This is a genomic window from Streptomyces sp. NPDC006235 (genome assembly GCF_040613735.1).
Taxonomy (GTDB): Bacteria; Actinomycetota; Actinomycetes; order Streptomycetales; family Streptomycetaceae; genus Streptomyces.
In genome coordinates, this window is sequence record NZ_JBEXSR010000024.1 from 54,534 (window position 1) to 79,307 (window position 24,774).

Sequence of the window (24,774 nt, forward strand, 5' to 3'; positions counted from 1 at the left end):
CCGATACGCGTCCCTAGGATGAGGCCATGTCACTCCCGCACGCGATCCTCACCGCCCTGCTCGAGAAGCCGTCGTCCGGGCTGGAGCTGACCCGCCGCTTCGACCGGTCGATCGGCTACTTCTGGTCCGCGACGCACCAGCAGATCTATCGCGAGCTGGGAAAGCTGGAGGCCGACGGCCTGATCCGGGCGCTGCCCGCCGAGCAGCCGACGCGCGGGCAGAAGAAGAGCTACGAGGTCCTGCCGGCGGGCCGGGCCGAACTGGCCCGCTGGACGGCCACCTCCCAGGACCCCAAGCCGCACCGCGACGCGCTGCTGCTGCGGCTTCGGGCGGCGGCCGTGGTCGGCACCGCGGGACTGGAGGCTGATCTGCGGCGCCACCTGGAGCTGCACGAACGGCAGCTGGCGGAGTACCAGGAGATCGAGCAGCGCGACTTCCCGCCCGGCCGGGACGGCGCCGAGGACCGGCTGCGGCATCTGGTGCTCCAGGCCGGCATCGACCTGGAGACGTTCTGGACGCAGTGGCTCAGGCGCGCCCTGGCGGACTTCGCGGAACTCCCGACCGACGAGCCGGCCCATCCGGCCTGACGGGGATGTGCCGGCGACCCACTCGCCCTGACCGGCGCGCGGAGGCTGGCCGCCCGGCCTGACTGGGCTGGCTGGCGGTGGGAGGGCGGCCTGACCGGCCTGACGGGGATGTGACAGCGGAGCGCCCGGCTTGCGTGCGACGGCGGCCTGCCCGGGCGTGGGGCGCCGTCCGGCTCGGCCGGAACGGCGTGGGGCTGGGGGCCCCGCCCGGCCTGACGGGCGTGGGGCGGCGGCCGCCCGGCCGGACCGGCATGTGACCGGGGCCCGCCCGGCCTGACCGGCGTGCCACGGCTGGCTACCCGGCCTGACGCGGACGTGACGCCGGACCGCCCGACCTGACGGGGACGTGACGACGACCCGCCCGGCCGGAGCGCTTCGGAGGGGCGGGCCGCCGTTCGTACCGGATCAGAGCCGGTACGGCCTGTTGCGCCGGCGCAGGTACCAGGCCGTCGCGAGGAGGCCGGTCCCGACCAGCGCGCCGCCCGCCACGAGTGTGACGGTGCCGTAGTCCGTGGCACTCCCGCCGACCCCGCCCATGACACCGCGGGACGGCGACGCCGAAGGGGACGGCGATCTCGTGGGGGAGGCAGTGGGGGAGACGACGACCGACTGCGTGCCCGCGGTGGTGCCGTCCGAGCAGATGACGATGACGGTGTACGTCCCCGAGGAGACGTTCGACCAGGCGGCGGACTGACTGGTCGACGTCCCCGACAGGGTCACCTGGCGCCCTTGGGCGAAGCTGCCCTGACTGCTGGTGAGAAGCGAGGCGGTGCCCCAGCTGCCGTTGATCTGGGTGCACGCGCTGGTCGTGACCGACACCGTGGAACCCGTGGTGCTCACGGAGATGCCCGGGCCGGCGGCGGCGGGCACCGCGGCCAGGGCGAGGGGCAGCGCGGCGGCGGCTGCCACGGTCAGGCCGGAGCGGAGAAGTGGCGATGAGTTGCGCATGTGGACTGCCCTCCGGCGGCACGGTTGGCGGTACATCCCTTGCGCCGCCGAGGGTCGGGGAACGCCCGTGCTGCCTGCAGGGTCAGCCAAGGCGTCCCCGGCCCCGGGCGCACGCCGGGTGCCGCCGGGCAGGTGACGGGTTCCCACGGCCGGACCATGCCGGGGAGCGCGTCAGCGCCCCGGACCCGTCGTCACCGTCCGCTCCGCCGAGAAGCCTCCCCAGGTGCCGTCCGGCAGCATCGCCCGGACCCGGACCCGGTGGTCTGCACCGGCGTCCCGTCCCACGTAGAAGCTGTACGTGGCCCGGTCACGCGGCGCGTCCCCGCCGTACACCAGAGAGGTGGCGGGCCGGCCGTCCAGCTGGATCTGGTACTCGGTGACCTCACCGTCCACGCGCGGCGGCACCCAGCTCAGGTCGATGTAGTACGCCCCGTCCGCGCGGTGGCTCGTCGCCCGGAAGCCGGTGGGGGCCGTCGCCCGGCCGTCGTCCGTGCCCGGCGTGGTGACACGGACGGCGGGAGCGGCGGGGGAGACGTTCCCGGCCGCGTCCCTGGCCAGGACGGTGAACGAGTAGGCCGTGCCGGGCCGCAGCCCCGTCACCACCGCGGCCGTCTGGGACCCGGCCACGCTGTGGATCTTCGTGTCCCCCTGATGGATGTCGTACGACGCCACGCCCCGGTCGTCCGTCGAGGCGGACCAGGACAGCTGGACCGCCCGGCTGCCGGCCGCCCGGCCGTGCGGCGCCGACGGGCGGGTGGGCGCGGAGTGGTCGTCCGCGACGGCCGCGGGTGTCCTCGCCCGGACCGCCCGGCTGCGCGGTCCCAGTCGTCCTTCGGCGTCCCGCGCCCGCACGGTGAAGACATACAGGGTGGAGGGCCGGAGCCTGGTGACGTCCACCATGTGCCTGGAGCCCGGCACTTCCCTGACCTTCGTGGTGCCGCGATACACCTCGTAGACCTCGGCCCGGGCGGTCGTGTTCCACATGACGTGCACGCTCGTCGCCGTGCCCGCCGCCGCGGTGACGCCTGTCGGCGCGCCGGGCGGAGAGCCGCCTGATCCTTCGTCCGTGCCGGGCCGGTCGCAGGAGGCGACCAGAACGAGAGCCGCGCAGAGCGCGATGCGAAGGAGGTGGGAGGGGAGAAGGGAAAGGCCTCGCACGACACTGCCTCCCCGGGGCGGCACTCGGAAATGGTCCGGACCAATATGGCGCGGCTGGCGGGATCACATCAAGTGGGCGGGCGAGGAAGCCCTCTGTCGGGGCGTCACCTCCCGTCGTTGGTGACCACCCGGGTGGGTTACGTATGCTGAAGGTCCTCACGGCCGAACTTCTGGTGGACACGGTGGAGTTCGGGCCTGTCGCGCGGACCGCTGTCGTCGCAGACGCCGCGCCGGCGCGGGTGGCCGGGCCGGCCTGGGTTCTCACACGGATTCAGGCCCCCGGCCCCTGTCGGAGGTTGGGGCCGTGCACCGTCCGGCCCCCCAGCGGTGGCCGGGTGATCGGCCCGGGGCCAGATTGGCTGAGTGCCCGTCAGGTTCCCCAGGAGAGGCTTCACTATCGTGCGTGTCCAGTCGCTCACAGTGGCCGCGGCCAGCGCCGCCCTGCTCGCCCCGACGACAGCCCACGCCTTCCCGCCCCAGCCGGCGGAGTGGCGCGAGCCCCCCGTCCGCGCCGCCGACCTGCTGGCCAAGGTGCGGGACTGCGCTCCGGTCTCCCGCGGCCGGTACCGCAGCGACAGCGGCGCACCCGCGGACATCCCGGTCTGCGGCACGCGAGGCGCCGTGTTCTGGAAGGCCGATATGGACATCGACTGCGACGGCCGGCCCGGGCCCCGCTGCAATCGCCGCACGGACCCCTACTTCTCCGACAGCACCGCCTACGTGCAGTCCGACGGCCGCCCCCTCAGTGCCGAACGCCTCCCTTTCATCGTCGTGCCCGCCCCGAGCCGCATCTGGGACTACCGGGAGTACGGTGTGGGCGGCGGTTCCGTCGTGGCCGTCGTCCACCGCGACCGGGTGCAGTACGCGGTCGTCGGCGACACGGGCCCGCGGAACATCATCGGAGAGGCGTCCTACGGGACCGCCAAGGGCCTCGGTATCCGCGCGGACCCGCACGGCGGCGGCACGCCGTCCGGCGTCACCTACATCGTCTTCAAGAACGTCCGCGTGTCGCGCATCGAGGACCAGGCAGCGGCTGTGGCGACGGGGGAGCGGCTGGCGAGGCGGCTCGTCGGCAGCCCCGCTGAGTGATTGACGGGGTGTCAGGGGCGACGTCAGGTAAACCTCTGCCGCCCGGCGGTCGACGGTGACGGTCGCCGGGCGCGCCGTTCTCCGGCGCGCCCGGCCCGGTCTCACACCTTCCGGTACGTGTACGCCTCCGCGGCGGCCGACTCCACCGCCGCCAGATCGGCCCCGGTGGCCGCCGTGACGACCGCGGCGACGGCTCCCTCCACGAACGGAGCGTCCACCAGCCGTGTCTGCTCCGGGAGTTCGTCACCCTCCGCGAGCAGCGCCTTCACGGTGAGCACCGCACTGCCCAGGTCGGCCAGGACGGCGACGCCGGCACCCCGGTCGACGGACGCGGCCGCCGCGGCGATCAGTTCGGCACTGGTGCCGAGTCCACCGCCCTCGGTACCGCCCGCCGGGGCGACCGGCACCGCCGGGCCACCGCCCGCGAGCCCCTTCGCCAGCTCGGCGACCGACGCGGCCACCTCCGCGCTGTGCGACACCAGCACGATCCCCACGAGCCGCTCGTCACTCACCGGCGGCCTCCGCGAGTCCGGCGACGAGCAGCGCCGCCGAGGTGGCACCAGGATCCTGGTGCCCGATGCTGCGCTCGCCCAGATAGCTCGCCCGGCCCTTGCGCGCCTGCAACGGGGTCGTCGCCACGGCGCCCTCCTCCGCGGCGGTCCGGGCCGCCGTGAACGAATCGCCCAGCGCGTCCACCGCGGGCACCAGCGCGTCGATCATGGTCTTGTCGCCCGGCGCGGCACCGCCCAGCGTCCTGACCGCGTCCACCCCGGTCCGCAGCGCCTCGGCCAGCTGCTCCGCGCTGACCTCTGCGGCGTCCCCGAGCGCCTTGCCGGTACGGCGCAGCAGCGTCCCGTACAGCGGCCCCGAGGCACCGCCGACCGTCGAGATCAGCTGGCGTCCGGCCAGCGTCAGGACACCGCCGGGCGTACCGGGAGCCTCCTTCTCGAGGGCCGCCCTCACGGCCGTGAAGCCGCGCTGGAGGTTGCTGCCGTGGTCGGCGTCCCCGATGGGCGAGTCGAGGGCGGTGAGCCGTTCCGCCTCACGGTCGACGGACGCGGCGGTCGCCGTCATCCAACGGCGGAAGAAATCGGCGTCGAGCACTGGGTCTCCTTGCCTGGTAGGTACGTGGTGATCCTCTGCCCCTTCCGCGTCACAGGCCCCAGCGCAGACCGGGAGTCTTCACCGGCGCGTCCCACAGCCGCAGCATGTCCTCGTCGACCTGGCACAGGGTGAGGGAGGCGCCCGCCATGTCCAGGGAGGTGACGTAGTTGCCGACGAGAACGCGGGCGACGGCGACGCCGCGGGCGGCGAGCACCCGGTGCACCTCGGCGTTGAAGCCGTACAGCTCGAGCAGCGGCGTCGCGCCCATGCCGTTGACGAGGACCAGCACGGGATTGCGCGGCCTCAGATCCTCCACCACCGCCTCGACGGCGGCCTCCGCGATCTCACCGGAGGTCATCATCGCCCGCCGCTCCCGGCCGGGTTCGCCGTGGATGCCGATGCCCAACTCCAGCTCACCGGGCGGCAGGTCGAAGGTGGGGCTGCCCTTGGCCGGCGTGCTGCACGCGCTCAGCGCGACACCGAAGCTGCGGGAGTTCTCGTTGACCTGCCGGGCGATGGCCTCCACCCGCTCCAGCGGCATGCCCTCCTCGGCGGCGGCGCCCGCGATCTTCTCCACGAACAGGGTCGCGCCGGTACCGCGCCGCCCGGCCGTGTACAGGCTGTCGGTCACCGCCACATCATCGTTGACCAGCACTTTCGCGACCTGGATGCCCTCGTCCTCGGCCAGCTCGGCGGCCATGTCGAAGTTGAGCACGTCACCGGTGTAGTTCTTCACGATGAACAGGACCCCGGCCCCGCTGTCCACGGCGGCGGCCGCGCGCAGCATCTGGTCGGGCACCGGCGAGGTGAACACCTCGCCCGGACAGGCGGCCGACAGCATGCCGGGCCCTACGAAACCCCCGTGCAACGGCTCGTGCCCCGAGCCACCGCCCGAGACCAGCCCCACCTTTCCGGCCACGGGAGCGTCCCGCCGCACGATCACCCGGTTCTCCACGTCCACGGTCAGCTCCGGGTGGGCAGCCGCCAGACCACGCAGCGCGTCCGCGACCACGGTCTCCGGGACGTTGATCAGCATCTTCACGGGAACCTCCTGCTGAGACTGGTATGTGCGCCTCTGGTCTTCATCCTCGCAGGCCGTGTCAGGCTTGACCAGTTGTCGATCTTGACGTTTCACAGCCGTCGACAGCGGGTTGCGGCGCTGCTGGTGCCGGCTCGATGCCGACTTCGATGACGGGCGGTCAGGCGCGGAGGGTCGTCCTTTGTGAGTTGGCTGATGATCCTCGTCCCAGGGCCGCTGAAACTTTCGGATATGGCCCCTACGGGTCGACAGCAGACATCCCATGACTCGACGCTTGAGGCATGGATCGCAGAGATTTCCTCGCACTGTCCACCACAGCCGGAGCGGGCGTTGCGGCTCTCGTGCCGTCCGGCGGCGCGTATGCCGCTGGGGGAGCCGACGCCGACCGGACGCCGCCACGGGACGCTGCGGAAGCCGGCCCGCGCCCGGGCGACTTCGTGCTCTGGTATCCCCGGCCGGCCTCCGCATGGCTGGAGGCATTACCCATCGGCAACGGGCGGCTCGGCGCCATGGTCTTCGGCGGTACGGACGCCGAGTTACTCCAGCTCAACGAGGACACGGTGTGGGCAGGCGGTCCGTATGAGCCGGCGAACCCCAAGGCTCTGGCCGCCCTGCCCGAGATCCGCCGGCGCGTCTTCGCCGGAGAGTGGAGCGCCGCCCAGTCCCTCATCGATTCGGACTTTCTCGGCATCCCCGAGGGCCAGTTGATGTACCAGCCGGTCGGTAACCTGCGGCTGGCCTTCGCCGCCGAGGGCGAGGCGGAGGACTATCGGCGAACACTCGACCTCGACTCGGCGGTCACCTCCGTCCGGTACCGGCGGAGCGGGGTGACGTATCGCCGCGAGACCTTCGCCAGCCATCCCGACCAGGTGATCGTCGTTCGGCTGACGGCCGATGTCCCGGGGTCCCTCTCCTTCACGGCCGCCTTGGACAGCCCCCAGACCACGACTGCGTCGTCGCCCGACCGGATCACCATCGCGATCGACGGAACGACGCAGACCCGTGAGGGCATCAAGGGACAGGTGCGGTTCCGGGCCCTGACCCGTGCCCACGCCGAGGGTGGGACCGTCACCAGCGGCAACGGGACCCTCGAAGTCACCGGAGCCGACGCCGTCACCCTGCTGGTCTCGATCGGCACCAGCTACACCGACTACCAGGACCCGACGGGTGACCACATCGCCAGGGCCACCACCGCGCTCAACGCCGCGTCGGGCCTCCCGCACGCCCGGTTGCTGAGACGTCACGTCGCCGATTACCAGGAGCTGTTCCGGCGGGTGGAAATCGACTTCGGCAGGACCGATGCCGCGACGTTGCCCACCGACGAACGCGTGGCGGGATTCGCCACCGCCGCCGACCCTCACCTGGTAGCGCTGCACTTCCAGTACGGGCGTTACCTGCTGATCTCCTCGTCGCGGCCGGGCACCCAGCCCGCCAACCTCCAGGGCATCTGGAACGACTCGCTCAGTCCGCCCTGGGACTCGAAGTACACGATCAACATCAACACGGAGATGAACTACTGGCCCGCACCCGTCACCAACCTCGTGGAGTGCTGGGAGCCGGTCTTCGACATGCTCGGGGACCTGGCCGAGGCCGGTGCGAGAACCGCCCAGGTGCAATACGGAGCCGGCGGCTGGGTCACCCATCACAACACCGACGCCTGGCGCGGCACGGCCCCTGTGGACGGCGCCTTCTGGGGCATGTGGCAAACCGGGGGAGCCTGGCTGGCGACCGGCGTCTGGGAGCACTATCGCTTCACCGGCGACAAGCAGGCGTTGCATCGCCGCTACCCGGTACTGCGCGGCGCGGTGCGGTTCTTCCTCGACACCCTGGTCACCGATCCGGGAACCGGGCACCTCGTCACCTGCCCCGCGGTCTCCCCGGAGAACGCCCACCACCCGGACGTGTCCGTGTGCGCCGGACCGACCATGGACAACCAGATCCTGCGCGACCTCTTCGACGGATTCCTCAAGGCTTCGCGGTTGCTCGACGAGGACCGCACCATGCGGAACGCGGTCCGGGCCGCGCGCGGGAAGCTGCCGCCCATGAAGGTCGGTGCCCAGGGCCAGTTGCAGGAGTGGTCGGAGGACTGGGACGCCACCGCCCCGGAGCTGGAGCATCGGCACGTCTCCCACCTGTACGGTCTGCACCCCAGCAACCAGATCACCAAGAGGGACACCCCCGACCTGTTCGCAGCGGCCCTCAGGACACTGGAGCAGCGCGGAGACGCGGGTACGGGGTGGTCACTCGCCTGGAAGATCAACTTCTGGGCGCGGCTGGAGGACGGCGCACGCTCCTACAAGCTGCTGGCCGATCTGCTCACCCCCGAGCGCACCGCGCCGAACCTCTTCGATCTGCATCCGCCGTTCCAGATCGACGGCAACTTCGGGGCGACGGCGGGCGTCGCGGAGTGGCTGCTGCAGTCCCACGCGGGTGAGCTGCATCTGCTGCCCGCGCTGCCTCCGGGGTTGGCGAACGGACGGGTGCGCGGCCTGCTCGCGCGCGGCGGCTTCGAGGTGGATCTGGAGTGGCGCGAGGGCGCGTTGGTGGGTGGTGAGTTGCGTTCCCGCTCGGGCAATCGAGTGCTCGTGAGGTCTGCGACCCGGTTGCAGGTGACCGCGCACGGGCGCCCCGTTCGGGTACGGCACCCGGAACCAGGAGTGCTCGCATTCGAGACACGGGCCGAGACCAGGTACCGCCTCACGGCGATGGGGCCGTCTCCTTCTCAGTGACACTGCGACCAGGGAGGGCACCGCAGCCACGGCAGTTCGTTCGACCTGTCGGACATTGTTCGGAACCTCTTGACGCTGCCCGGGGCGCCGACTGACACTCTCGCAACACAGTTCACCTCCGTGTAACGACAGGTCCGCGACAAGGACTTGCCGTCGCCTCGTCGGCTCCTCGTGTTCGTTCCGCCTTGTCCGTCATCAGCCATGCCTCAGCAGGGAACCTCGACATGACGCACGTCGCACGACTTCGCAGCCGCGCGAGACGCCTGGCGGGCCATCTCGCCGGACTGACCGCCGCGTCGATGCTGCTCACCCTCGCCGGACCCACCGCTCCCGCGCAGGCGGCATCGGAGACGCAGGCGGCATCGGCGGCCGAAGCCGCGGACATCACCGACGGCCTGGCCCTGTGGTACAAGCTCGACTCCGGCTCCGGCGGCACCGTGACCGACGCCTCCGGCAACGGCCGGAACGGCACGGTCAGCGGTACCGCCGACTGGTCGGCATCCGGTCAGGGGCTCGCCTTCAACGGCTCGGACACCTACATCAAGGTGCCGGACGACGTCATGAAGGGCATGGACTCGATCACCGTCTCCATGGACGTACTGATCGACCCGGCCCAGAGCACGCCCTACTTCCTGTACGGCTTCGGCAACACCAGCGCGGGCACCGGCAACGGCTACCTGTTCACCACCGGCAACTCCTTCCGCACCTCCGTCGCGACGGGCAACTGGTCGACCGAGCAGACCACCAAGCCGTCCGACTCGCACAACCTGACCCGCGGGGTGTGGAAGCACGTCACGTACGCCCAGACCGGCTCCACAGGCGTGCTCTACGAAGACGGCGTCGAGGTCGGCCGCAACACCTCGGTCACCACCACGCCCGGCGCGATCGGCTCCGGCACCACCAAGGCCAACTACATCGGCAAGTCCGTCTACGACGGCGACAAGCTCTTCAAGGGCCGGATCCGCGACTTCCGTGTATACGACCGGGCCCTGGCCGGCTCCGAGGTCGAGCAGCTCTCCCTCCCCGTCGCCACGCAGGGCGTCGCCGAGGACAAGGACGCCCTCAGCCTCGGTGACACCAGCGGCGTCACCTCCGACCTGGAGCTGCCAAAGACCGGCACGGCCGGCGGCTCCTCCATCAGCTGGGACAGCGACAACCCGTCCGTGGTGTCGGACACCGGCAAGGTGACCCGCCCCGAGGCAGGCTCGCCCGACGGCCGCGCCACGCTCACGGCGACCCTGAAGAAGGGCACCGTGACCGGCACCAAGACCTTCGAGGTCACGGTCCGGCCGGCACTCGACGACGCCGCCGCCACCCGGCAGGCGGCCGACGCTCTCACGGTCCACAACATCGACGACGTCCGCGGCAACCTCACCCTGCCCAAGCGCGGTGCGTACGGCACGGCCGTCACCTGGTCCTCCGCGAAGCCGGACGTCGTCTCCGCCGACGGTGAGGTCCACCGCCCCGCGCACGGCGACGGCGCCACCACCGTCGAGCTGACCGCCACCGTCACCAAGGGCGAGGCCGAGGCGACCCGCGTCATGACGGCCAAGGTGCCCGAACTGCCCGCCGAGGCAGCCCTCAAGGGCTACATGTTCAGCTACTTCACCGGCGAGGGCACCTCCGACGGCGAACAGCTCTACGCCGCCCTCAGCAAGGGCAACGACCCCCTGCACTGGCGGGAGCTGAACGACGGCAAGCCGGTCCTCACCTCCACGCTCGGTGAGAAGGGCCTGCGCGACCCGTTCATCATCCGCTCCCCGGAGGGCGACAAGTTCTACCAGATCGCCACCGACCTCAGGATCTACGGCAACGGCGACTGGGACGCCTCCCAGCGCACCGGCAGCAAGTCCATCATGGTCTGGGAGTCCACCGACCTGGTGCACTGGACGAACCAGCGCCTGGTCAGGGTCTCGCCCGACAGCGCGGGCAACACCTGGGCGCCGGAGGCCTTCTACGACGCCGAGCGCGGCGAGTACGTCGTCTTCTGGGCGTCGAAGCTGTACGACAACGCCGACCACTCCGGCGACACGTACAACCGCATGATGTACGCCACCACCCGTGACTTCCACACCTTCAGCGAGCCCAAGGTCTGGATCGACCGCGGCTACTCGGTCATCGACTCCACGATGATCCGGCACGACGGGACGTATTACCGCCTGTCCAAGGACGAGCGGAACAACACTTCCTCCACCCCCAACAGCAAGTTCATCTTCCAGGAGAAGAGCGACTCGATCCTGAACCCGTCCTGGACGGCGGTCGCCGAGGGCATCGGCAAGGGCGCGATGAACGCCGCCGAGGGGCCGCTGGTGTTCAAGTCCAACACCGAGGAGAAGTGGTACGCGTTCCTCGACGAGTTCGGCGGCCGCGGGTACATCCCGTTCGAGACGACCGACCTCGACTCCGGCACCTGGACCCCCTCCACCGGCTACGACCTGCCCGCCAAGCCCCGCCACGGCACCGTGCTGCCGGTCACCCAGGCCGAGTACGACCGGCTGCTGCGCGCCTACCAGCCGGACCAGGTCGTGAAGAGCGTCGAGGACGTGTCGGTCAAGACGCGGGTCGGCCGGGCCCCGGTCCTGCCGGCCACGGTGATCGCCGAGTACGCCGACGGCGTCAAGCGGCCCGTCTCCGTGGACTGGGAGGACATACCGGCGTCGAAGTACGCCCAGGCCGGCACCTTCACCGTCACCGGCAGCCTGCCGAGCGGTGCCGCCATCCCCGTCCGGGCCGAGGTGACCGTGTCCGACGAGGGACCGGACGTCCCGGCCGACCTGCTGCTGCACTACGACTTCGACGAGACCGGCGGCAGCATCGCCCGTGACTCCAGTGGGCACGGCCACCACGGCACCTATGTGCGCACGCCCGCATTCGGCACCGGTGTCGACGGCGGCTCGTTCAAGATGTCCGGCGACTCCGGCTCGCCGTACGTGAAGATCCCGAACGGTGTGCTGAAGAACGCCGGCAGTGTGACGGTGTCGACCTACGCCAAGTGGAAGGGCGGCAGCAGCTTCCAGTGGCTGTTCGGACTTGGACCCGACAGCGACAAGTACCTCTTCGCCACTCCGTCCAACGGCGGCTCCAGCCTCTACTCGGCCATCACCAAGGCGAGTTGGTCGGCGGAGTCGAAGCTGACGGCCGGCTCGCAGCTCACGCCCGGCCAGTGGCGGCACGTCACGGTGACCCTGGACGGCGCCACCGGCACGATGATCCTCTACGCCGACGGCGTCGAAGCGGCCCGCACGGCGACCACCATCAAGCCGTCCGAGCTGTACGACGCGGCCAAGGACTACAGCGGCTACATCGGCCGGTCCCTGTACGCGGCCGACCCCTACTTCGGCGGAGAGGTCGACGACTTCCGCATCTACGACCGTGCCCTCACGGGCGCAGAGGTCATGGAACTCAGCGGCAACACGGCGGGCATCGCCAAGGCGACGCACCCCGCGCTCAAGGTCGACGCACTCATCGACAACGCGGGCGGCACGATCACCCTGCCGATGAAGGAGGGCACCGATCTCACCGCGCTGGCGCCCGAGTTCGCGCTCGCCGAGGGCGCGACGATCAGCCCCGCCTCCGGCAGCGTGCGCGACTTCACCCGGCCGGTGACGTACGAGGTCACCGGGTCGGACGGCAAGAAGCGCACCTGGAAGGTCTCGGCGCTGATCATGAAGACACCGGTCCTGCCGGGCCTGAACGCCGACCCGAACATCGTGCGCTTCGGCGACACCTTCTACATCTACCCGACGACCGACGGCTTCGAGGGCTGGAGCGGCACGCAGTTCAAGGCCTACTCCTCCACGGACCTGGTCCACTGGAAGGACCACGGCGTCATCCTCGACCTGGGGCCGGACGTCAGCTGGGCCGACAGCCGGGCCTGGGCGCCGGCGATGACGGAGAAGGACGGGAAGTACTACTTCTACTTCTGCGCCGACGCGAACATCGGCGTCGCGGTGTCCGACTCGCCCACCGGGCCGTTCAAGGACGCCCTGGGCAAGCCACTGCTGAAGGCCGGCGACTTCCGCGGCCAGATGATCGACCCGGCGGTCTTCACCGACGACGACGGCAAGCAGTACCTCTACTGGGGCAACGGCCGCGCCTACGTCGTCCCGCTGGGCGACGACATGACCTCCATCGACACCTCGAAGGTCCAGGACATCACCCCGAGCGGCTACAACGAGGGCACCTTCGTCATCAAGCGCAAGGGCACCTACTACTTCATGTGGTCGGAGAACGACACACGCGACGAGAACTACCGCGTCGCCTACGCGACCGGTCCCTCGCCCACCGGCCCGTGGACCAAGCAGGGTGTGATCCTGGAGAAGGACCTGTCCCTGGGCATCAAGGGACCGGGCCACCACTCCGTCGTCCACGTCCCCAACACCGACGACTGGTACATCGCCTACCACCGCTTCGCCATCCCCGGCGGTGACGGCACCCACCGCGAAACCACCATCGACAAGCTGGAGTTCGACACCGACGGCCTGATCAAGAAGGTGGTACCCACCCTCGGTGGCATCGACCCGGTCACCGTCGTCCACGCCGGGCCGGACACCACCGGTGCCGAGGGCGAGGCCATCACGCTCGCGGGCACCGTCTCCGGGGCAGGCACCCCCAAGTGGACCGTCCAGGACGGCGCCCCGTGCTCCGTCAAGGACCCGGCGGCGGCCCGCACGACCCTCACCTGCACCGACGACGGGACCTTCCACGTCACCCTGACCGGCGGACGGGGCACCGACACGGCGACCGTCAAGGTCTCCAACGCCGCCCCGTCGATCACGTCCGCCGACGGGCCCGGCTCGCCCCTCACGGCGGGCAGGTCCGCCGTGGTCACGGCCTCGTTCGCCGACGCGGGCACGGCCGACAGCCACACCTGCGAGGTCGACTGGAAGGACGGCAGCCGACCGACGACCGGCACGGTCACCGACTCCGGCTGCCGCGCCGCCCACGTCTACGACGACGCGGGCATCCACCGTCCGGTCGTCACGCTCACCGACGACGACGGGGGCACGGACACCACCACGCTCGCGGAGCTGATCGTCTACGACCGTGCCGCAGGGCCCGCCGCCGGCGTCGGCACGATCACCTCGCCGGCCGGTGCCTACCCGGCCGGGCCGGGGCTGACCGGAAAGGCGGCGTTCACTCTCGGCGCCCAGTACCGGAAGGGAGCCACCGTCCCCACCGGCAAGGCCACGTTCGTCTTCGGATCCGCCCGGCTCACCTTCCGCTCGACCGGCTCCGACTGGCTCGTGGTCAACGGCTCCCAGGCCGTCTACCAGGGCACCGGCACGGTCGGCGGCAAGAGCGGCTACGCCTTCCGAGTCACCGCCACCGACGGCCCGGACACCTTCCGCATCAAGATCTGGAAGAAGTCCACCGGCGACGTCCTCTACGACATCAAGACCGGCGTGAGGACGAAGGGCATCGTCACCATTGGAGACGACCGGCCCTAGATGTACTGGCCCGTCATCAGGTACCCCTCCAGCCCGTACGGTGCGGCAGCGGCAGGTGCGTAATGCCCTATGTCATAATTTGTTCGTACTGTCACTAAAAGGAACATATGGACGGGCCATGGCAGGGGCGCGCATCGCAGTGAGGGCAGCCGTCGCCCTGGCGCTGGCCGGGACGCTGGTCATGGCGTGCGGCGCCGACGGTGGCGGCTCGACGACGTTGACCTGGTCGATGTGGGCCGACGGCGGTGAGGAACAGCGGGTCTGGCACGAACTCGCGGACCGTGTGTCCCGCGAGGATCCGCAGATCGCGATCAAGCTCGAGACCTCGTCCTTCAATGACTACTTCGCCAAGCTCGGCACCCGCTTCGGCAGCGACGACGCGCCCTGCATCGTCTCGATGCAGGCGCTCCGCACCACGGGCTACACCCAGGGCATGCTGCCGCTCGACGATCTGATCGCCAAGAACAAGTTCGATGTGACGGACTTCGACGAGTCCGTCATGGAGGGACTGAGCGCCGACGGGAAGCAGTACGCCCTGCCGTACGACGTCGGCCCGGTGATCCTCACGTACAACAAGAACATGTTCCGGAACGCGGGGTTGCCCGAGCCCGAGCCGGGGTGGACTCTGGCCGAGTTCGAGTCGGCCGCCCGCAAGCTGACCGGGAACCGGACATACGGGTTCGTGGCGGGGCCTCAGGATGTGTGGATGTTTCCCATGGTGCTGACCAAGACCGGGGCGCAGCCCACCGACGGGGAGGGCAACCTCCGACTCACCACCCCCGCCATGATCGAGGGCGTGCAGTGGTACGCCGACCTGGCGGCCAGGAAGAAGGTCGCCCCCCGCTTGCCCGGTGTCGATCCCGCGTTCGTCGACCGGCAGTTCCTCAGCGGCAACGTGGCCATGGGCACCAGCGGGCCATGGGCGTTGCTGAACCTGAAGAACCAGGCCGGCTTCCAGGTGGGCCTGACCACGCTTCCCGCCGGCCCGGACGGCAGCAGGACGTACTCGTCCGGTTCCGGGTTCGGCATCTCCAAGTCCTGCCCGGACCCGGAGCGGGCGTTCAAGGCGATCACGCTGATGACCGCCAAGAAGCAACTGGAGTGGCTCGGCGAGGTGGGACGTGCCTATCCCTCACGTGAGTCGGCGCAGCACGCGTGGTACGAGAACGCCCGCCTCGCCGGTGCCCGAGAGGTTCTCGAAGCCGCCAACGCCACGGCGATTCCGCTGCGTACGACGACGAACTGGGAGCGGGTCAACCAACTGCTCAACCAGCACGGGCCCAAGCTCTTCAGCGGGGCCGGCTCCGCGAAACACGTCCTGGAACAGGTGCAAAGACAGGCCGGGCAGAATTGACCGGCGCGAGGCCGCACCACGGACGTAGCCGACTCACAGCGCCATCACAGCGCCCTGCGGTGACCCGCGGCAGGACTCTTACGAGAGTCTGACGCGACCGCCGTTCCGCATCGGCGTACCCGTCCCTCTGGTCACTCTGTTCCCGTCCGCAGTCGCGGACTCCGCCGCACGGGCGGCGCGGACAGATCGAGGAACGGACGTGAACATGCACAGCAGCAGCCGCAGGGGTCACCGGGCCAAGCCCAGGACACGGCGCATCCTGTTCGGCGGCGGGGCCCTCGCCATCGCCGGAGCGGCCACGGTGGCTGTCTCCCTGGCCTCGGCCGGTCAGTACTCCGGTACCGCTGCCGGGGCCGACCACGCCGTCTTCGTCCAGGGCAACGAGTTGGACGGCAACACCATCCACGCCTTCGCACGGGGTGACGACGGCACCCTGAAACCCGCGGGGACCTACGGGACCGGAGGCAAGGGCGGTGACCAGGTGGACGCCCCCACCGACTCGCTGGCCTCGCAGGGCTCGCTCGTCTACGACGACGCCTCGGGGAGACTGCTGGCGGTCAACGCGGGCAGCAACACGGTGACGACCTTCCGTGTCGCGGGACAGCGGCTCGAAGACCGGCAAGTCGTGGCGTCCGGTGGGGAGTTCCCCGCCAGTATCGCGGTGCACGGCAAGGTCGCGTACGTCATGAACGCGGGTGGCGAGGGCAGTGTCCAGGGCTTCAGGATCACCGGAGAGGGACTCAAGCCGCTGAAGGGGTCCCACCGTTCCCTGGGCCTGGACAACGAGGAGATACCGCGCTTCGACACCTCGCCAGGCGAAGTCGAGTTCACCCCGGACGGAGGCAACCTGGTGGTCACGACCAAGGGCAACAACACCGTCGAGGTCTTCCCGATGAAGCGAAACGGTCTGCCCGCCGTCGCGCAGCCCGTCGTCAACGACTCCGCGGGCGGTGTTCCCTTCGCGATCACCTTCGACCGGAGCGGGCAGCGGATGCTGGTCGCCGAGGCGGAGAAGTCCACGGTCACCACGTACCGGGTGAAGCGTGACGGAAAGCTGAAGATCATCCAGGAGCCGCTCGCCAACGGCCAGGAGACCCTGTGCTGGCTGGAGCGCGCGGGCGACCACTTCTACGGCGGCAACACCGGCAACTCCACCGTCACCGGCTACCGCATGGACAAGCACGGCACGCTCAGCCTGACCAACGGGGTGGGCATCGCCACTCCGCCCTCCGCCACGTCACAGGGCGTGATCGACCTCGCCGTGACGGAGGACGAGAAGTTCGTCTACGTCCAGAACGCCGTCTCGGGCACCGTCGACGGCTTCCGCGTCGAGGCCGACGGCGCGCTCACCAAGGTCACCACGGCCGAGGGCCTGCCCGCCTTCGACGAATCCGGCATGGAGGGCATCGCCGCGGTGTGACGGGCCCCGGGGGAGTCACGACATGCTGCTCTCCGTGCCGATCAGGTCGGTGACGGCCCGGATACCGCCCTCGGCGAGAGCGGCGCGCTGTCTGTCCGCTCCCGTCCCGTTCTGGAGGAGCCGGTGTACCAGGGCCGTCACCTGCCGGGTCGCGCCGGACGCGTCGAGGGCCGGAGCGACGTGCCGCAGGAGCTGGTACAGCACGTCCCCGGCGCGGCGCGGCCGGCCGCCCGGGCAGATCAGGGTGTCGCTCAGACCGTGACGGGCGGCATGCCACAGGGCGATCTGGAGAAGCTCCGGTTCGCAGTCGGGCACCGGCGCCCCGGCGGCCGTTTCCCTGATGGCCGTGTCCACGAGGGCGTGGGTCATACCCGCGAGCATGACCGCGTCGTCCGCACGCAGTTGAACGTCCAGGCACCGCACCTCGACGGTGGGATACCGGGCCGACAGGCGGGCCTGCCAGTACAACTGCCCGCTGTCCGAGATCACACCCGTCTCCAGCAGCTGCGTCAGGCGCCGGTCGTAGTCGGCCACGTCACGGAAGAACGGAGGCACGCCGCTCACCGGCCAGCGGCCGAAGATCACCGTGCGCCAGCTGGCGAAGCCGGTGTCGTGGCCGTCCCACAGCGGGGAGTTCGCCGACATGGCCGTCAGGGTCGGCAGCCAGACCCGGATCCGGTTCAGGACCTGCACGCCCGTCTCGCGGCTGGGCACGGCCACGTGCACGTGCATGCCGTTGACCAGCTGCTCCGCCACCAGCTGGGGCGCCTGGGTGAGCATGGCCCGATAGCGGGCCTGGTCGGTGACGGCCACCGGGTGGCGATGGCGCAGCGGGGGCGTTCCGCAGGCCGCGATCCGGCAGCCGTGCGCTTCGGCCGCCGCCCCGATGGCGTGCCGCAGCCTCAGCAGATGTCCCCCTGCCTCCTCCAGCGTGCCGCACACCGGCGTGGCCACCTCGACCTGGGCCTGCAGCAGCTCGCACTGCACCTCCTGGTCGGCCACGAGATGCGCCAGGCCCGCCGCCGCACGCACCTTGTCGGCCAGGGGCACCGGCAGCCCGGTAACCGGGTCGAGGAGCAGGTACTCCTCTTCCACACCGATCGTCGTCATCGGTCACCCTCTGTTCTGCCCCGTCACCGGGGCGGGCTCGCGCGGCGTCGGCCGGACGCTGCCGGCTGGACGCTCGCGCGTGCCCCGAGTGCCGCGACCACGGGATGACAAACCATGGCAAACCATGATGTCGGGGTGACTCGGCGGTGCCGGGTACTCGTTCCGCCGCGGAGCCGGGCAGGAAGCGCCCGGTCCGGGCAGACGTGAGGAGGTATGCGATGGGCCTGCGCAATCACGTGGTGGTGGTGACCGGAGCGTCCAGCGGGATCGGACGCGCCACGGCCGAGGCGTTCGCGCGCAAGGGGTGTGCCGTGGTGCTGGCCGCGCGGCGTGAGGAGGCGCTGGAGGCGACGGCCCACGCCTGCGCGAAGCACCGTGGGGCACGGACACTGGTCGTGCCGACGGACACGACGGACGCCAAGGCGGTCGAGGACCTGGCGCGCCGGGCCGTGGAGGAGTTCGGCCGCATCGACGTCTGGGTCAACAACGCGGCCGTCAACGCCTTCGGCCGCTTCGAGGACGTACCGCTGGAGGACTTCCGCAAGGTCCTGGACGTCAACGTCATGGGCTACGTGCACGGGGCCCGGGCGGCTCTGCGGGTGATGCGGGAGCAGGGCAGCGGCACGCTGATCAACATCGCGTCCATCGTGGGTGCCGTGGCGCAGCCGTACAGCCACCCGTACGGCATGTCCAAGCACGCCGTCCGCGGGCTCGGCTCCAGTCTTCGGCAGCAGCTCCGGGTGGAGGGCGTGAAGGGCATCGACGTGTGCACGGTGCTGCCCGCGACCATCGACACGCCGCATTTCCAGCAGGCGGCCAACTACACCGGCCGCAAGGTCGTGGCCATGCCGCCCGTGTACAGCCCCGAGCGCGTCGCCCGGGCCGTCGTGCGACTCGTCAGCCGGCCACGTCGCGAAGTGGTGGTCGGTCCGGCGGGCCGCGCACTGGTACGCCAGGCCCGGATGGCACCCGGCCTCGCGGAGCGGGCCATGGCACGGCAGACGGACAAGACCCACCTGTCCCACGACGAGGAGGCCCCGGCCACGCACGGGACGCTGCACGTACCGGCCGAGGGTGAGGGGTCGGTGCACGGCGGCTGGGGCGGCCGACGACGCACCGCGCTGCGCAGGACGGCCGTCGCCGCGGCGCTCGCGGGAGCAGCCGTGGCCGCCGGGCGCCGGGCGACCCACGGCCCGGCGGGCGCCTGAGGGGCAGCGGGCGGGCGCCGTATACGGCGGGGTGCGCCAGGCTGCGGGCAGCCGAGCTGCGGGCAGTCGTGCCTCCCCCAGTGCCTCAAGGGCCTGGGCGGTACCCCCACGCGCCCGTCATGGCCGCGCGGGCGGCCGGGCCGTCTGTACGGCGTCACGGCCGCGGGTTCGTGCGCTGCCACCGGGGGCGTGCGTCCTGGCCGCGGCGCCCGGCGACCGAGGCGCAGCGCGGGCACTGGCGCCGTACCCGGTCCGCCGCGCCGCCGGACTCCGGCCGGAGAGATCCACGCCGAGGATCTCGGCGCCGATGCGCCCGCCGATCCTGCGGACGTCGAAGCCGGTGCCGGTGGTCATGTGCGGGGTCCTTTCCTGCGGGTCCGTCATGTCCTGCGGGTCCGTCATGTGGGGTCCGGCAGACGCGGCCCGTCAGACGGGGAGCACGAACGGCGGGTGGGCACCGTTGAGGAAGTAGTCCCCGACATCGCGGAGCCGGTGGGCCACGGGTTCGTACAGGGTGTGGGTCCTGGCATTGCGCCAGAAGCGGTCGAAGCCCAGCCGTGAGGACGCGGAACGGGCACCGATGATGTCGAGGGCACGGGCGGTGGACTCCTGCACGGCCTTGGACGCGGCGGCTTCGGCCATGGCGACCAGGACGGAGATCTCCGCGTACTCGTCGTAGCCGAGACCCTCACCACGGGCCAGCCCGTCGTGCACGGCGTCCCGCGCCTGGTCGGCGAGGGCGGACGCGGAGCGGGTGAGCACGGTGAGCTCCCCGTACACGGTCAGCACCTGCGGGTCCTGAGGTGAGCCGACCGGCCACTCCGGGTGCCAGAGGGACCGGCCGGTCCTGCTGTACTCGCGGGCCTCCGCGAGCACTCCCTCCGCCATGCCGAGACGCAACTGCACCGACAGGAGCCGCCCGACCGGCGACACCAGAGCGGTCAGGGGTGACAGGACGTCCTCGTCCGCGGCCAGCGAGCCCAGGACGTCGTCGGCGGCGATCGGCACGGCGTCGAACTCCACGCTTCCGCCGGCCGCGAGCCGTTGCCCGAAAGGGTCGGCGTCGCCGTCGACCGCCACGCCCGGGAGTGCGGGATCGACCACGACGGCGAGTGGTTCGCCCGTGTCGGCCCGCACCGCCCGCACGGCGAGGCGGTCGGCGACCAGGACGCCGGCGGCAAAGCTCTGACGGCCGGTCAGCACATGGTCCCGCCCGTCCCCGGCCAGCGTCAGAGCAGGCTCCTGACGCGCCAGACCGCCACCCCAGCACCACTCCTGAGCGGCGGACCGCTGCTCCAGCCGGGCGGCGAGGGCGGGCTCGGTGAAGAACCGGGCGCTCCACGACATGAAGTAGTGACAGCCGAGCAGTTGGCCTATCGCGCCGTCGGCCGCTGCGATCTCCCGGACCACCGCGTACGCCGTCGGCCAGTCCGCGCCGCCGCCCCCGAGCCCGGCCGGTACGAGGAGGGTCAGCAGCCCCGACTCGCGCAGCCGGGACACCTCGTCGAACGGGGGCTTGCCCGCCTGGTCCCTGGCCACCGCGTCCGTGGCCAGGTCGTCCGCCGTCTCGCGGGCCACGCGCAGCCAGTGAGCAATCCCGGGCCCGGTCCGGTCCGATTCCGCGTCGGAGCCGGACGGCGCAGGGGCAACGCCCATGGCAGAGGTCTCCTCAAGTCGATGTCTGAGGCACGCACATCATCGTGTGCAGCGCCTTCGGCCCCCGTCAATGCTTCCCTAGTAATTCTATAGGAAAACTAGGGAATCCAGGGGTGCGAGGGTCAGTCGGTGGATGCGGTCACAACCTGACCGCATCGCGTGCCACGGTGACCGGGCAAGCCGCCCGGGCCCCTCGAACCTCCGGTCGGCACACGACTCGAAGGCCGAGGTGCTCCCTTGACGGTTCTCGACGCCCGGGCGCTCAACCGCGCCACCCTCGCGCGGCAGTTGCTCCTCGACCGCGCCGACCTGCCGGTCCTCGACGCCGTCGCGCACCTGTGCGGTCTCCAGGCGCAGGAACCTCAGGAGCCGTTCATCGGGCTCTGGTCCCGGCTGCGGGCGTTCGACCCGGCGGTGCTGTCGGAACTGCTCACCGGGCGACGCGTGGTGCGGACCCATCTCATGCGCCGCACCGTCCACCTCGTCACCGCCGACGACCTCGTGGCCTGGCGGGCCCGCCATGACACGATGCTGCGCCAACGGGTGCTCGGCACGTACCGCCGCGAGCTGGAGGGCGTGGACCTCGGTGAACTCGCGGCGGCGGGGCGGGAGGTCATGGCCGACGGCGAACCCCGCTCCATGGGCGACCTCGCACGCGCCGTCGCCGCCCGCTGGCCGGCGGCGGGGACCCGGCCCCTGGGCGAAATGCTGGTCGCCGGCCTGCTCCCGATGGTGCAGCTGCCGCCGCGCGGACTGTGGCGCACGACGGCGGGAGTGCGCTACGCGCCGGTCTCCTCCTGGCTGGGGCGCGAGATCGACCCGCCGGTTCCCGACGACTCCGATCCCGTGGGACAGACGCTGGTACGGCGCTACCTGGCCGCGTTCGGACCCGCCGCCTCGGCCGATCTGCGCGCCTGGTGCGGACTGGCGGGACTGCCGGCCGCGGTCTCCGCCCTGCGCGGGGGACTGGTCGCCTTCCGCGACGAGCGCGGCCGGGAACTGCTGGACCTCCCCGACGCGCCGCGCCCCGACCCCGGCACTCCCGCGCCGGTGCGGTTCCTGCCGGCGTTCGACAACGCGATCCTCGGCTACCACGACCGCGGCCGGATCATCGACGACGCCCACCGCGGCCTGTCGGTCGCAGGCGCCCGCGTCGTCCTCGTCGACGGCCGGGTCGCCGCGACCTGGACCGTCGAGGCGGACACCGTCCTGGTCACCCCGCTGCGCCGCTTCTCCCGGACCGACCGCGAGTCCGTCGCCGAGGAAGGGCGGGCGATGGCGTCCTTCCTGTCCGGTGACGCGAGCGACCGGGCACGGATCGCCGCGCCTTCCGGCTGAGCCATACGCCGACAGGGGCACGGTTCAGGCGCACACTGGAAGGGTGCTGCCGGTGCTCACGAGGGGGTGTCGGCCGATGGGAACCACAGAGCGTATGACCGTGCGGTGGTGGCGGTGGCGGCGCAACGCGCTCAAACGGCGTATCGACGTCGTCGAAGCCTGGGTCGTGCTCGCCGGCTGGGTGTTCGCCCTGCTCGGCGGCGTGTGCGCGGGGCTCTTGGCGGCGGGGGCGGTCGAGCAGGCCGTCGAACGGCAGCGGGCGGAGAGCCGTCAGGTCTCCGCGGTCGCCGTCGAGGACGCGCCGGGTCCGTCACCGGCCCGCGCGGCGAGCGACCACCGGGTGTGGGCCAAGGTGCGGTGGACCGCGCCGGACGGCTCGACGCACACGGAGCAGGCGCGGGTACCGCCCAGGACTCCGGCCGGGAGCACGATCCCCCTGTGGGTGAACAGGAGCGGTGACATCACGACGCCACCGGTGTCCGACGGCGAGGCCTGGCTGCACACGTCCGTGGGCGGCGGCCTGGCAGGAGCCCTCGCGGGCGGGATGGTGCTGGGCGTTGCCTGGCTGACCCGGCTGTCCCTGGACCGGCGGCGCATGGCCCAGTGGGACGCGGAATGGGAACGGATCGACACCCGCCGCGGCTGGAAGACGGGCTGACCACACCTCGACACAGCGCCACGGTCGGGGTGCTTCCGCGTGGCGGACGGGGTGAGACGCGCCTGTGCGCCGCTGAGGCTTTCGCGTGGCGGCCAGGGAACCGCCTACCGCTGACCGACGGAGGCCTCCGTGCGCCGGGCTTCCGCGTGGTGGACGGGGAGAGACGCGGCCGCGCGCCGCTGGCCGACAGAGGCTGGCGTGTGCCGGGCCTCCGTGTGCCGGGCATGGGAGCGGGGCCTTACGCCGTCGTCCTGTGGGGGCTTGCGCGCGGCGCGCTCGTATGGCGGGCGGCGGAAGTGCGGCTGGGCGCCCCGCGGGCGCGTGGCACCCTTGCACGGCGGCACGGGAGCGCAGTCGTAGTCGTCGCCGGACGCGCGGAGGCTGCCGTGTGCCGGGCCTCACGGGGCGACGGCATTACCCGCACTCAGGTGCCCACCCCGAGCGAGGGCCCGACGGGCGGCGGCCCGCGGGTGGCTGCCGGGCGCAGCGCCCCGCCGGTGCAGGCGCCCTGCCGGTGCAGGCGCCCTGCCGGTGCAGGCGCCCCGCCAGGCAGGCGCCCCCCACGTCAGTCGTGCGGGCCGACGCGTGCGCGCCGTCGGCGTCGAGGCGGCAGAGGGCGTGGACTGCTGGTAGCGAAGCGCATCGGTCGTCCGTCCCCCCGGGCCCGTCACGTGCGGCCGACGATGTCCTGGTCGTCGAGGGTCTCGTGGGCGCCCGGTGGGGCAGGGGCCGACGCTGTGCCGGACGTCGTCCGCTTGCGGCGCAGTCGGCCGGTCAGGGCGGTCGCCATGGGCTCGGTGTAGCGCGCGGTCAGGGGGCCGAGCAGGACCAGGATGAGGACGTACGCCGTGGCCAGCGGGCCCAGGGAGGGCTCGATGCCGGACGTGACGGCCAGCCCGGCGATGACGATGGAGAACTCGCCGCGGGCCACGAGCGTGCCGCCGGCGCGCCAGCGGCCCTTGGGTCCGATCCCGGCGCGGCGCGCGGCCCAGTAGCCGGTGGCGATCTTCGTCGCGGTGGTGACGGCCGCCAGGGCGAGAGCGGGCAGCAGTACGGGCGGGATGCTGGCGGGGTCGGTGTGCAGGCCGAAGAAGACGAAGAACACCGCGGCGAACAGGTCCCGCAGCGGCGCGAGCAGGCTCGTCGCGCCCTCGGCGACCTCGCCGGACAGCGCGATGCCCACCAGGAAGGCGCCCACGGCCGCGGACACCTGGAGCTGCTGCGCGAGCCCGGCGACGACCAGTGTCACGCCGAGCACCACCAGCAGCAGTTTCTCGGGGTCGTCGCTGGAGACGAAGCGGGAGACATGGCGGCCGTAGCGCACGGCGAGGACGAGCACGACCGTGGCCACGCCCAGGGCGATGGCCAGCGTGACGGCGCCCGCGGCCAGGCCCACCCCGGCCAGCAGGGCGGTGACGATCGGCAGGTAGACCGCCATGGAGAGGTCCTCGAGGACCAGGATGCTCAGGATGGCCGGGGTCTCACGGTTGCCGAGCCGCCCCAGCTCGCCCAGGACCCTGGCGATGACGCCGGAGGAGGAGACCCAGGTGACACCGGCCAGCACGACGGCCGCGACCGGTCCCCAGCCGAGCAGCAGGGCGAGCACCGCACCGGGCAGGGCGTTGAGGAGGGCGTCGACGACCCCGGCCGGGTAGTGGGTCTTGAGGTTGGAGACGAGGTCGGTGGCCGTGTACTCCAGACCCAGCATGAGCAGCAGCAGGATGACGCCGATCTCGGCACCGATGGCGACGAAGTCCTCGCTGGCGACGAGCGGCAGCAGTCCGCCCTCGCCGAAGGCCAGTCCGGCCAGCAGATAGAGCGGGATCGGCGAGAAGCTGAAGCGCCCGGCGAGGCGGCCGAGCAGCCCGAGCCCGAGGATGAGGCAGCCGAACTCGATCAGGAACACCGCGGAGGAATGCATGGCGG

At 71.5% G+C, this 24,774-nt stretch carries 18 protein-coding genes; 9 read left to right on the plus strand and 9 right to left on the minus strand.

The window, feature by feature from the left end:
* The first annotated feature begins 26 nt into the window (after positions 1–26).
* Positions 27–587, plus strand: coding sequence for a PadR family transcriptional regulator (locus ABZ192_RS25840; protein WP_356926837.1), 561 nt, complete (start codon positions 27–29; stop codon positions 585–587).
* Between the two features lie 405 nt (positions 588–992).
* On the opposite strand, the gene ABZ192_RS25845 is transcribed toward ABZ192_RS25840, so the two are convergent.
* Together ABZ192_RS25845 and ABZ192_RS25850 are read right to left on the minus strand one after the other, a co-directional pair.
* On the minus strand, positions 993–1,535 hold the full coding sequence (locus tag ABZ192_RS25845; protein WP_356926838.1) for a hypothetical protein: 543 nt from the start codon (positions 1,533–1,535) through the stop codon (positions 993–995).
* Positions 1,536–1,706: 171 nt separating this feature from the next.
* Complete coding sequence (locus tag ABZ192_RS25850) at positions 1,707–2,654, minus strand: fibronectin type III domain-containing protein (protein WP_356926898.1); 948 nt, start codon at positions 2,652–2,654, stop codon at positions 1,707–1,709.
* A gap of 438 nt (positions 2,655–3,092) precedes the next feature.
* Between ABZ192_RS25850 and ABZ192_RS25855 the strand changes: the two genes are divergently transcribed.
* Entirely contained in the window at positions 3,093–3,782 is a 690-nt protein-coding gene (locus ABZ192_RS25855; protein ID WP_356926839.1) for a glycoside hydrolase family 75 protein, read from the plus strand.
* Between the two features lie 101 nt (positions 3,783–3,883).
* Here ABZ192_RS25855 and ABZ192_RS25860 read toward each other — a convergent pair whose 3' ends face one another.
* From ABZ192_RS25860 to dhaK, 3 genes are read right to left on the minus strand one after another with little or no spacing between them, the layout of a single operon-like run.
* The gene (locus tag ABZ192_RS25860) at positions 3,884–4,294 is read right to left on the minus strand and encodes a PTS fructose transporter subunit IIA (RefSeq protein WP_356926840.1); all 411 of its coding nucleotides are present in this window, start codon (positions 4,292–4,294) and stop codon (positions 3,884–3,886) included.
* Entirely contained in the window at positions 4,287–4,886 is a 600-nt protein-coding gene (gene dhaL / locus ABZ192_RS25865) for a dihydroxyacetone kinase subunit DhaL (RefSeq protein ID WP_356926841.1), read from the minus strand. Before dhaL ends, ABZ192_RS25860 begins: the two co-directional genes overlap by 8 nt.
* A 49-nt stretch (positions 4,887–4,935) precedes the next feature.
* Positions 4,936–5,928, minus strand: coding sequence for a dihydroxyacetone kinase subunit DhaK (dhaK, locus tag ABZ192_RS25870; protein ID WP_356926842.1), 993 nt, complete (start codon positions 5,926–5,928; stop codon positions 4,936–4,938).
* A 278-nt stretch (positions 5,929–6,206) separates the two neighbouring features.
* Between dhaK and ABZ192_RS25875 the strand changes: the two genes are divergently transcribed.
* The 4 genes from ABZ192_RS25875 (at position 6,207) to ABZ192_RS25890 (ending at position 16,878) form a co-directional block, all read left to right on the plus strand.
* Complete coding sequence (locus ABZ192_RS25875) at positions 6,207–8,654, plus strand: glycoside hydrolase N-terminal domain-containing protein (protein ID WP_356926843.1); 2,448 nt, start codon at positions 6,207–6,209, stop codon at positions 8,652–8,654.
* 224 nt (positions 8,655–8,878) lie between these two features.
* Positions 8,879–14,104 (plus strand): family 43 glycosylhydrolase, encoded by a 5,226-nt coding sequence (locus ABZ192_RS25880; RefSeq protein ID WP_356926844.1) that lies wholly within the window; start codon positions 8,879–8,881, stop codon positions 14,102–14,104.
* 118 nt (positions 14,105–14,222) lie between these two features.
* Positions 14,223–15,458, plus strand: a complete 1,236-nt coding sequence (locus ABZ192_RS25885; protein WP_356926845.1) for a sugar ABC transporter substrate-binding protein — start codon at positions 14,223–14,225, stop codon at positions 15,456–15,458.
* A 205-nt stretch (positions 15,459–15,663) separates the two neighbouring features.
* Positions 15,664–16,878 (plus strand): beta-propeller fold lactonase family protein, encoded by a 1,215-nt coding sequence (locus tag ABZ192_RS25890; protein WP_356926846.1) that lies wholly within the window; start codon positions 15,664–15,666, stop codon positions 16,876–16,878.
* Between the two features lie 15 nt (positions 16,879–16,893).
* Here the strand turns inward: ABZ192_RS25890 and ABZ192_RS25895 are convergent, their stop codons facing one another.
* Positions 16,894–17,988: a glutamate--cysteine ligase gene (locus ABZ192_RS25895; protein WP_356926847.1), complete on the minus strand. Its 1,095-nt coding sequence runs from the start codon at positions 17,986–17,988 to the stop codon at positions 16,894–16,896.
* Between the two features lie 218 nt (positions 17,989–18,206).
* Between ABZ192_RS25895 and ABZ192_RS25900 the strand changes: the two genes are divergently transcribed.
* Positions 18,207–19,196: an SDR family oxidoreductase gene (locus ABZ192_RS25900; RefSeq protein ID WP_356926848.1), complete on the plus strand. Its 990-nt coding sequence runs from the start codon at positions 18,207–18,209 to the stop codon at positions 19,194–19,196.
* A 117-nt stretch (positions 19,197–19,313) separates the two neighbouring features.
* On the opposite strand, the gene ABZ192_RS25905 is transcribed toward ABZ192_RS25900, so the two are convergent.
* Both ABZ192_RS25905 and ABZ192_RS25910 read right to left on the minus strand, forming a co-directional pair.
* Positions 19,314–19,550, minus strand: coding sequence for a hypothetical protein (locus ABZ192_RS25905; protein ID WP_356926849.1), 237 nt, complete (start codon positions 19,548–19,550; stop codon positions 19,314–19,316).
* Positions 19,551–19,622: 72 nt separating this feature from the next.
* On the minus strand, positions 19,623–20,852 hold the full coding sequence (locus ABZ192_RS25910) for an acyl-CoA dehydrogenase family protein (RefSeq protein WP_356926850.1): 1,230 nt from the start codon (positions 20,850–20,852) through the stop codon (positions 19,623–19,625).
* 237 nt (positions 20,853–21,089) lie between these two features.
* On the opposite strand from ABZ192_RS25910, the gene ABZ192_RS25915 reads away from it, so the two are divergent.
* A complete protein-coding gene (locus tag ABZ192_RS25915; protein ID WP_356926851.1) occupies positions 21,090–22,190 on the plus strand; it encodes a winged helix DNA-binding domain-containing protein in 1,101 nt (366 codons plus the stop codon).
* A 76-nt stretch (positions 22,191–22,266) separates the two neighbouring features.
* Positions 22,267–22,848: a hypothetical protein gene (locus tag ABZ192_RS25920; protein ID WP_356926852.1), complete on the plus strand. Its 582-nt coding sequence runs from the start codon at positions 22,267–22,269 to the stop codon at positions 22,846–22,848.
* A 667-nt stretch (positions 22,849–23,515) separates the two neighbouring features.
* Here ABZ192_RS25920 and ABZ192_RS25925 read toward each other — a convergent pair.
* Entirely contained in the window at positions 23,516–24,769 is a 1,254-nt protein-coding gene (locus tag ABZ192_RS25925) for a cation:proton antiporter (RefSeq protein ID WP_356926853.1), read from the minus strand.
* Positions 24,770–24,774: the final 5 nt, after the last annotated feature.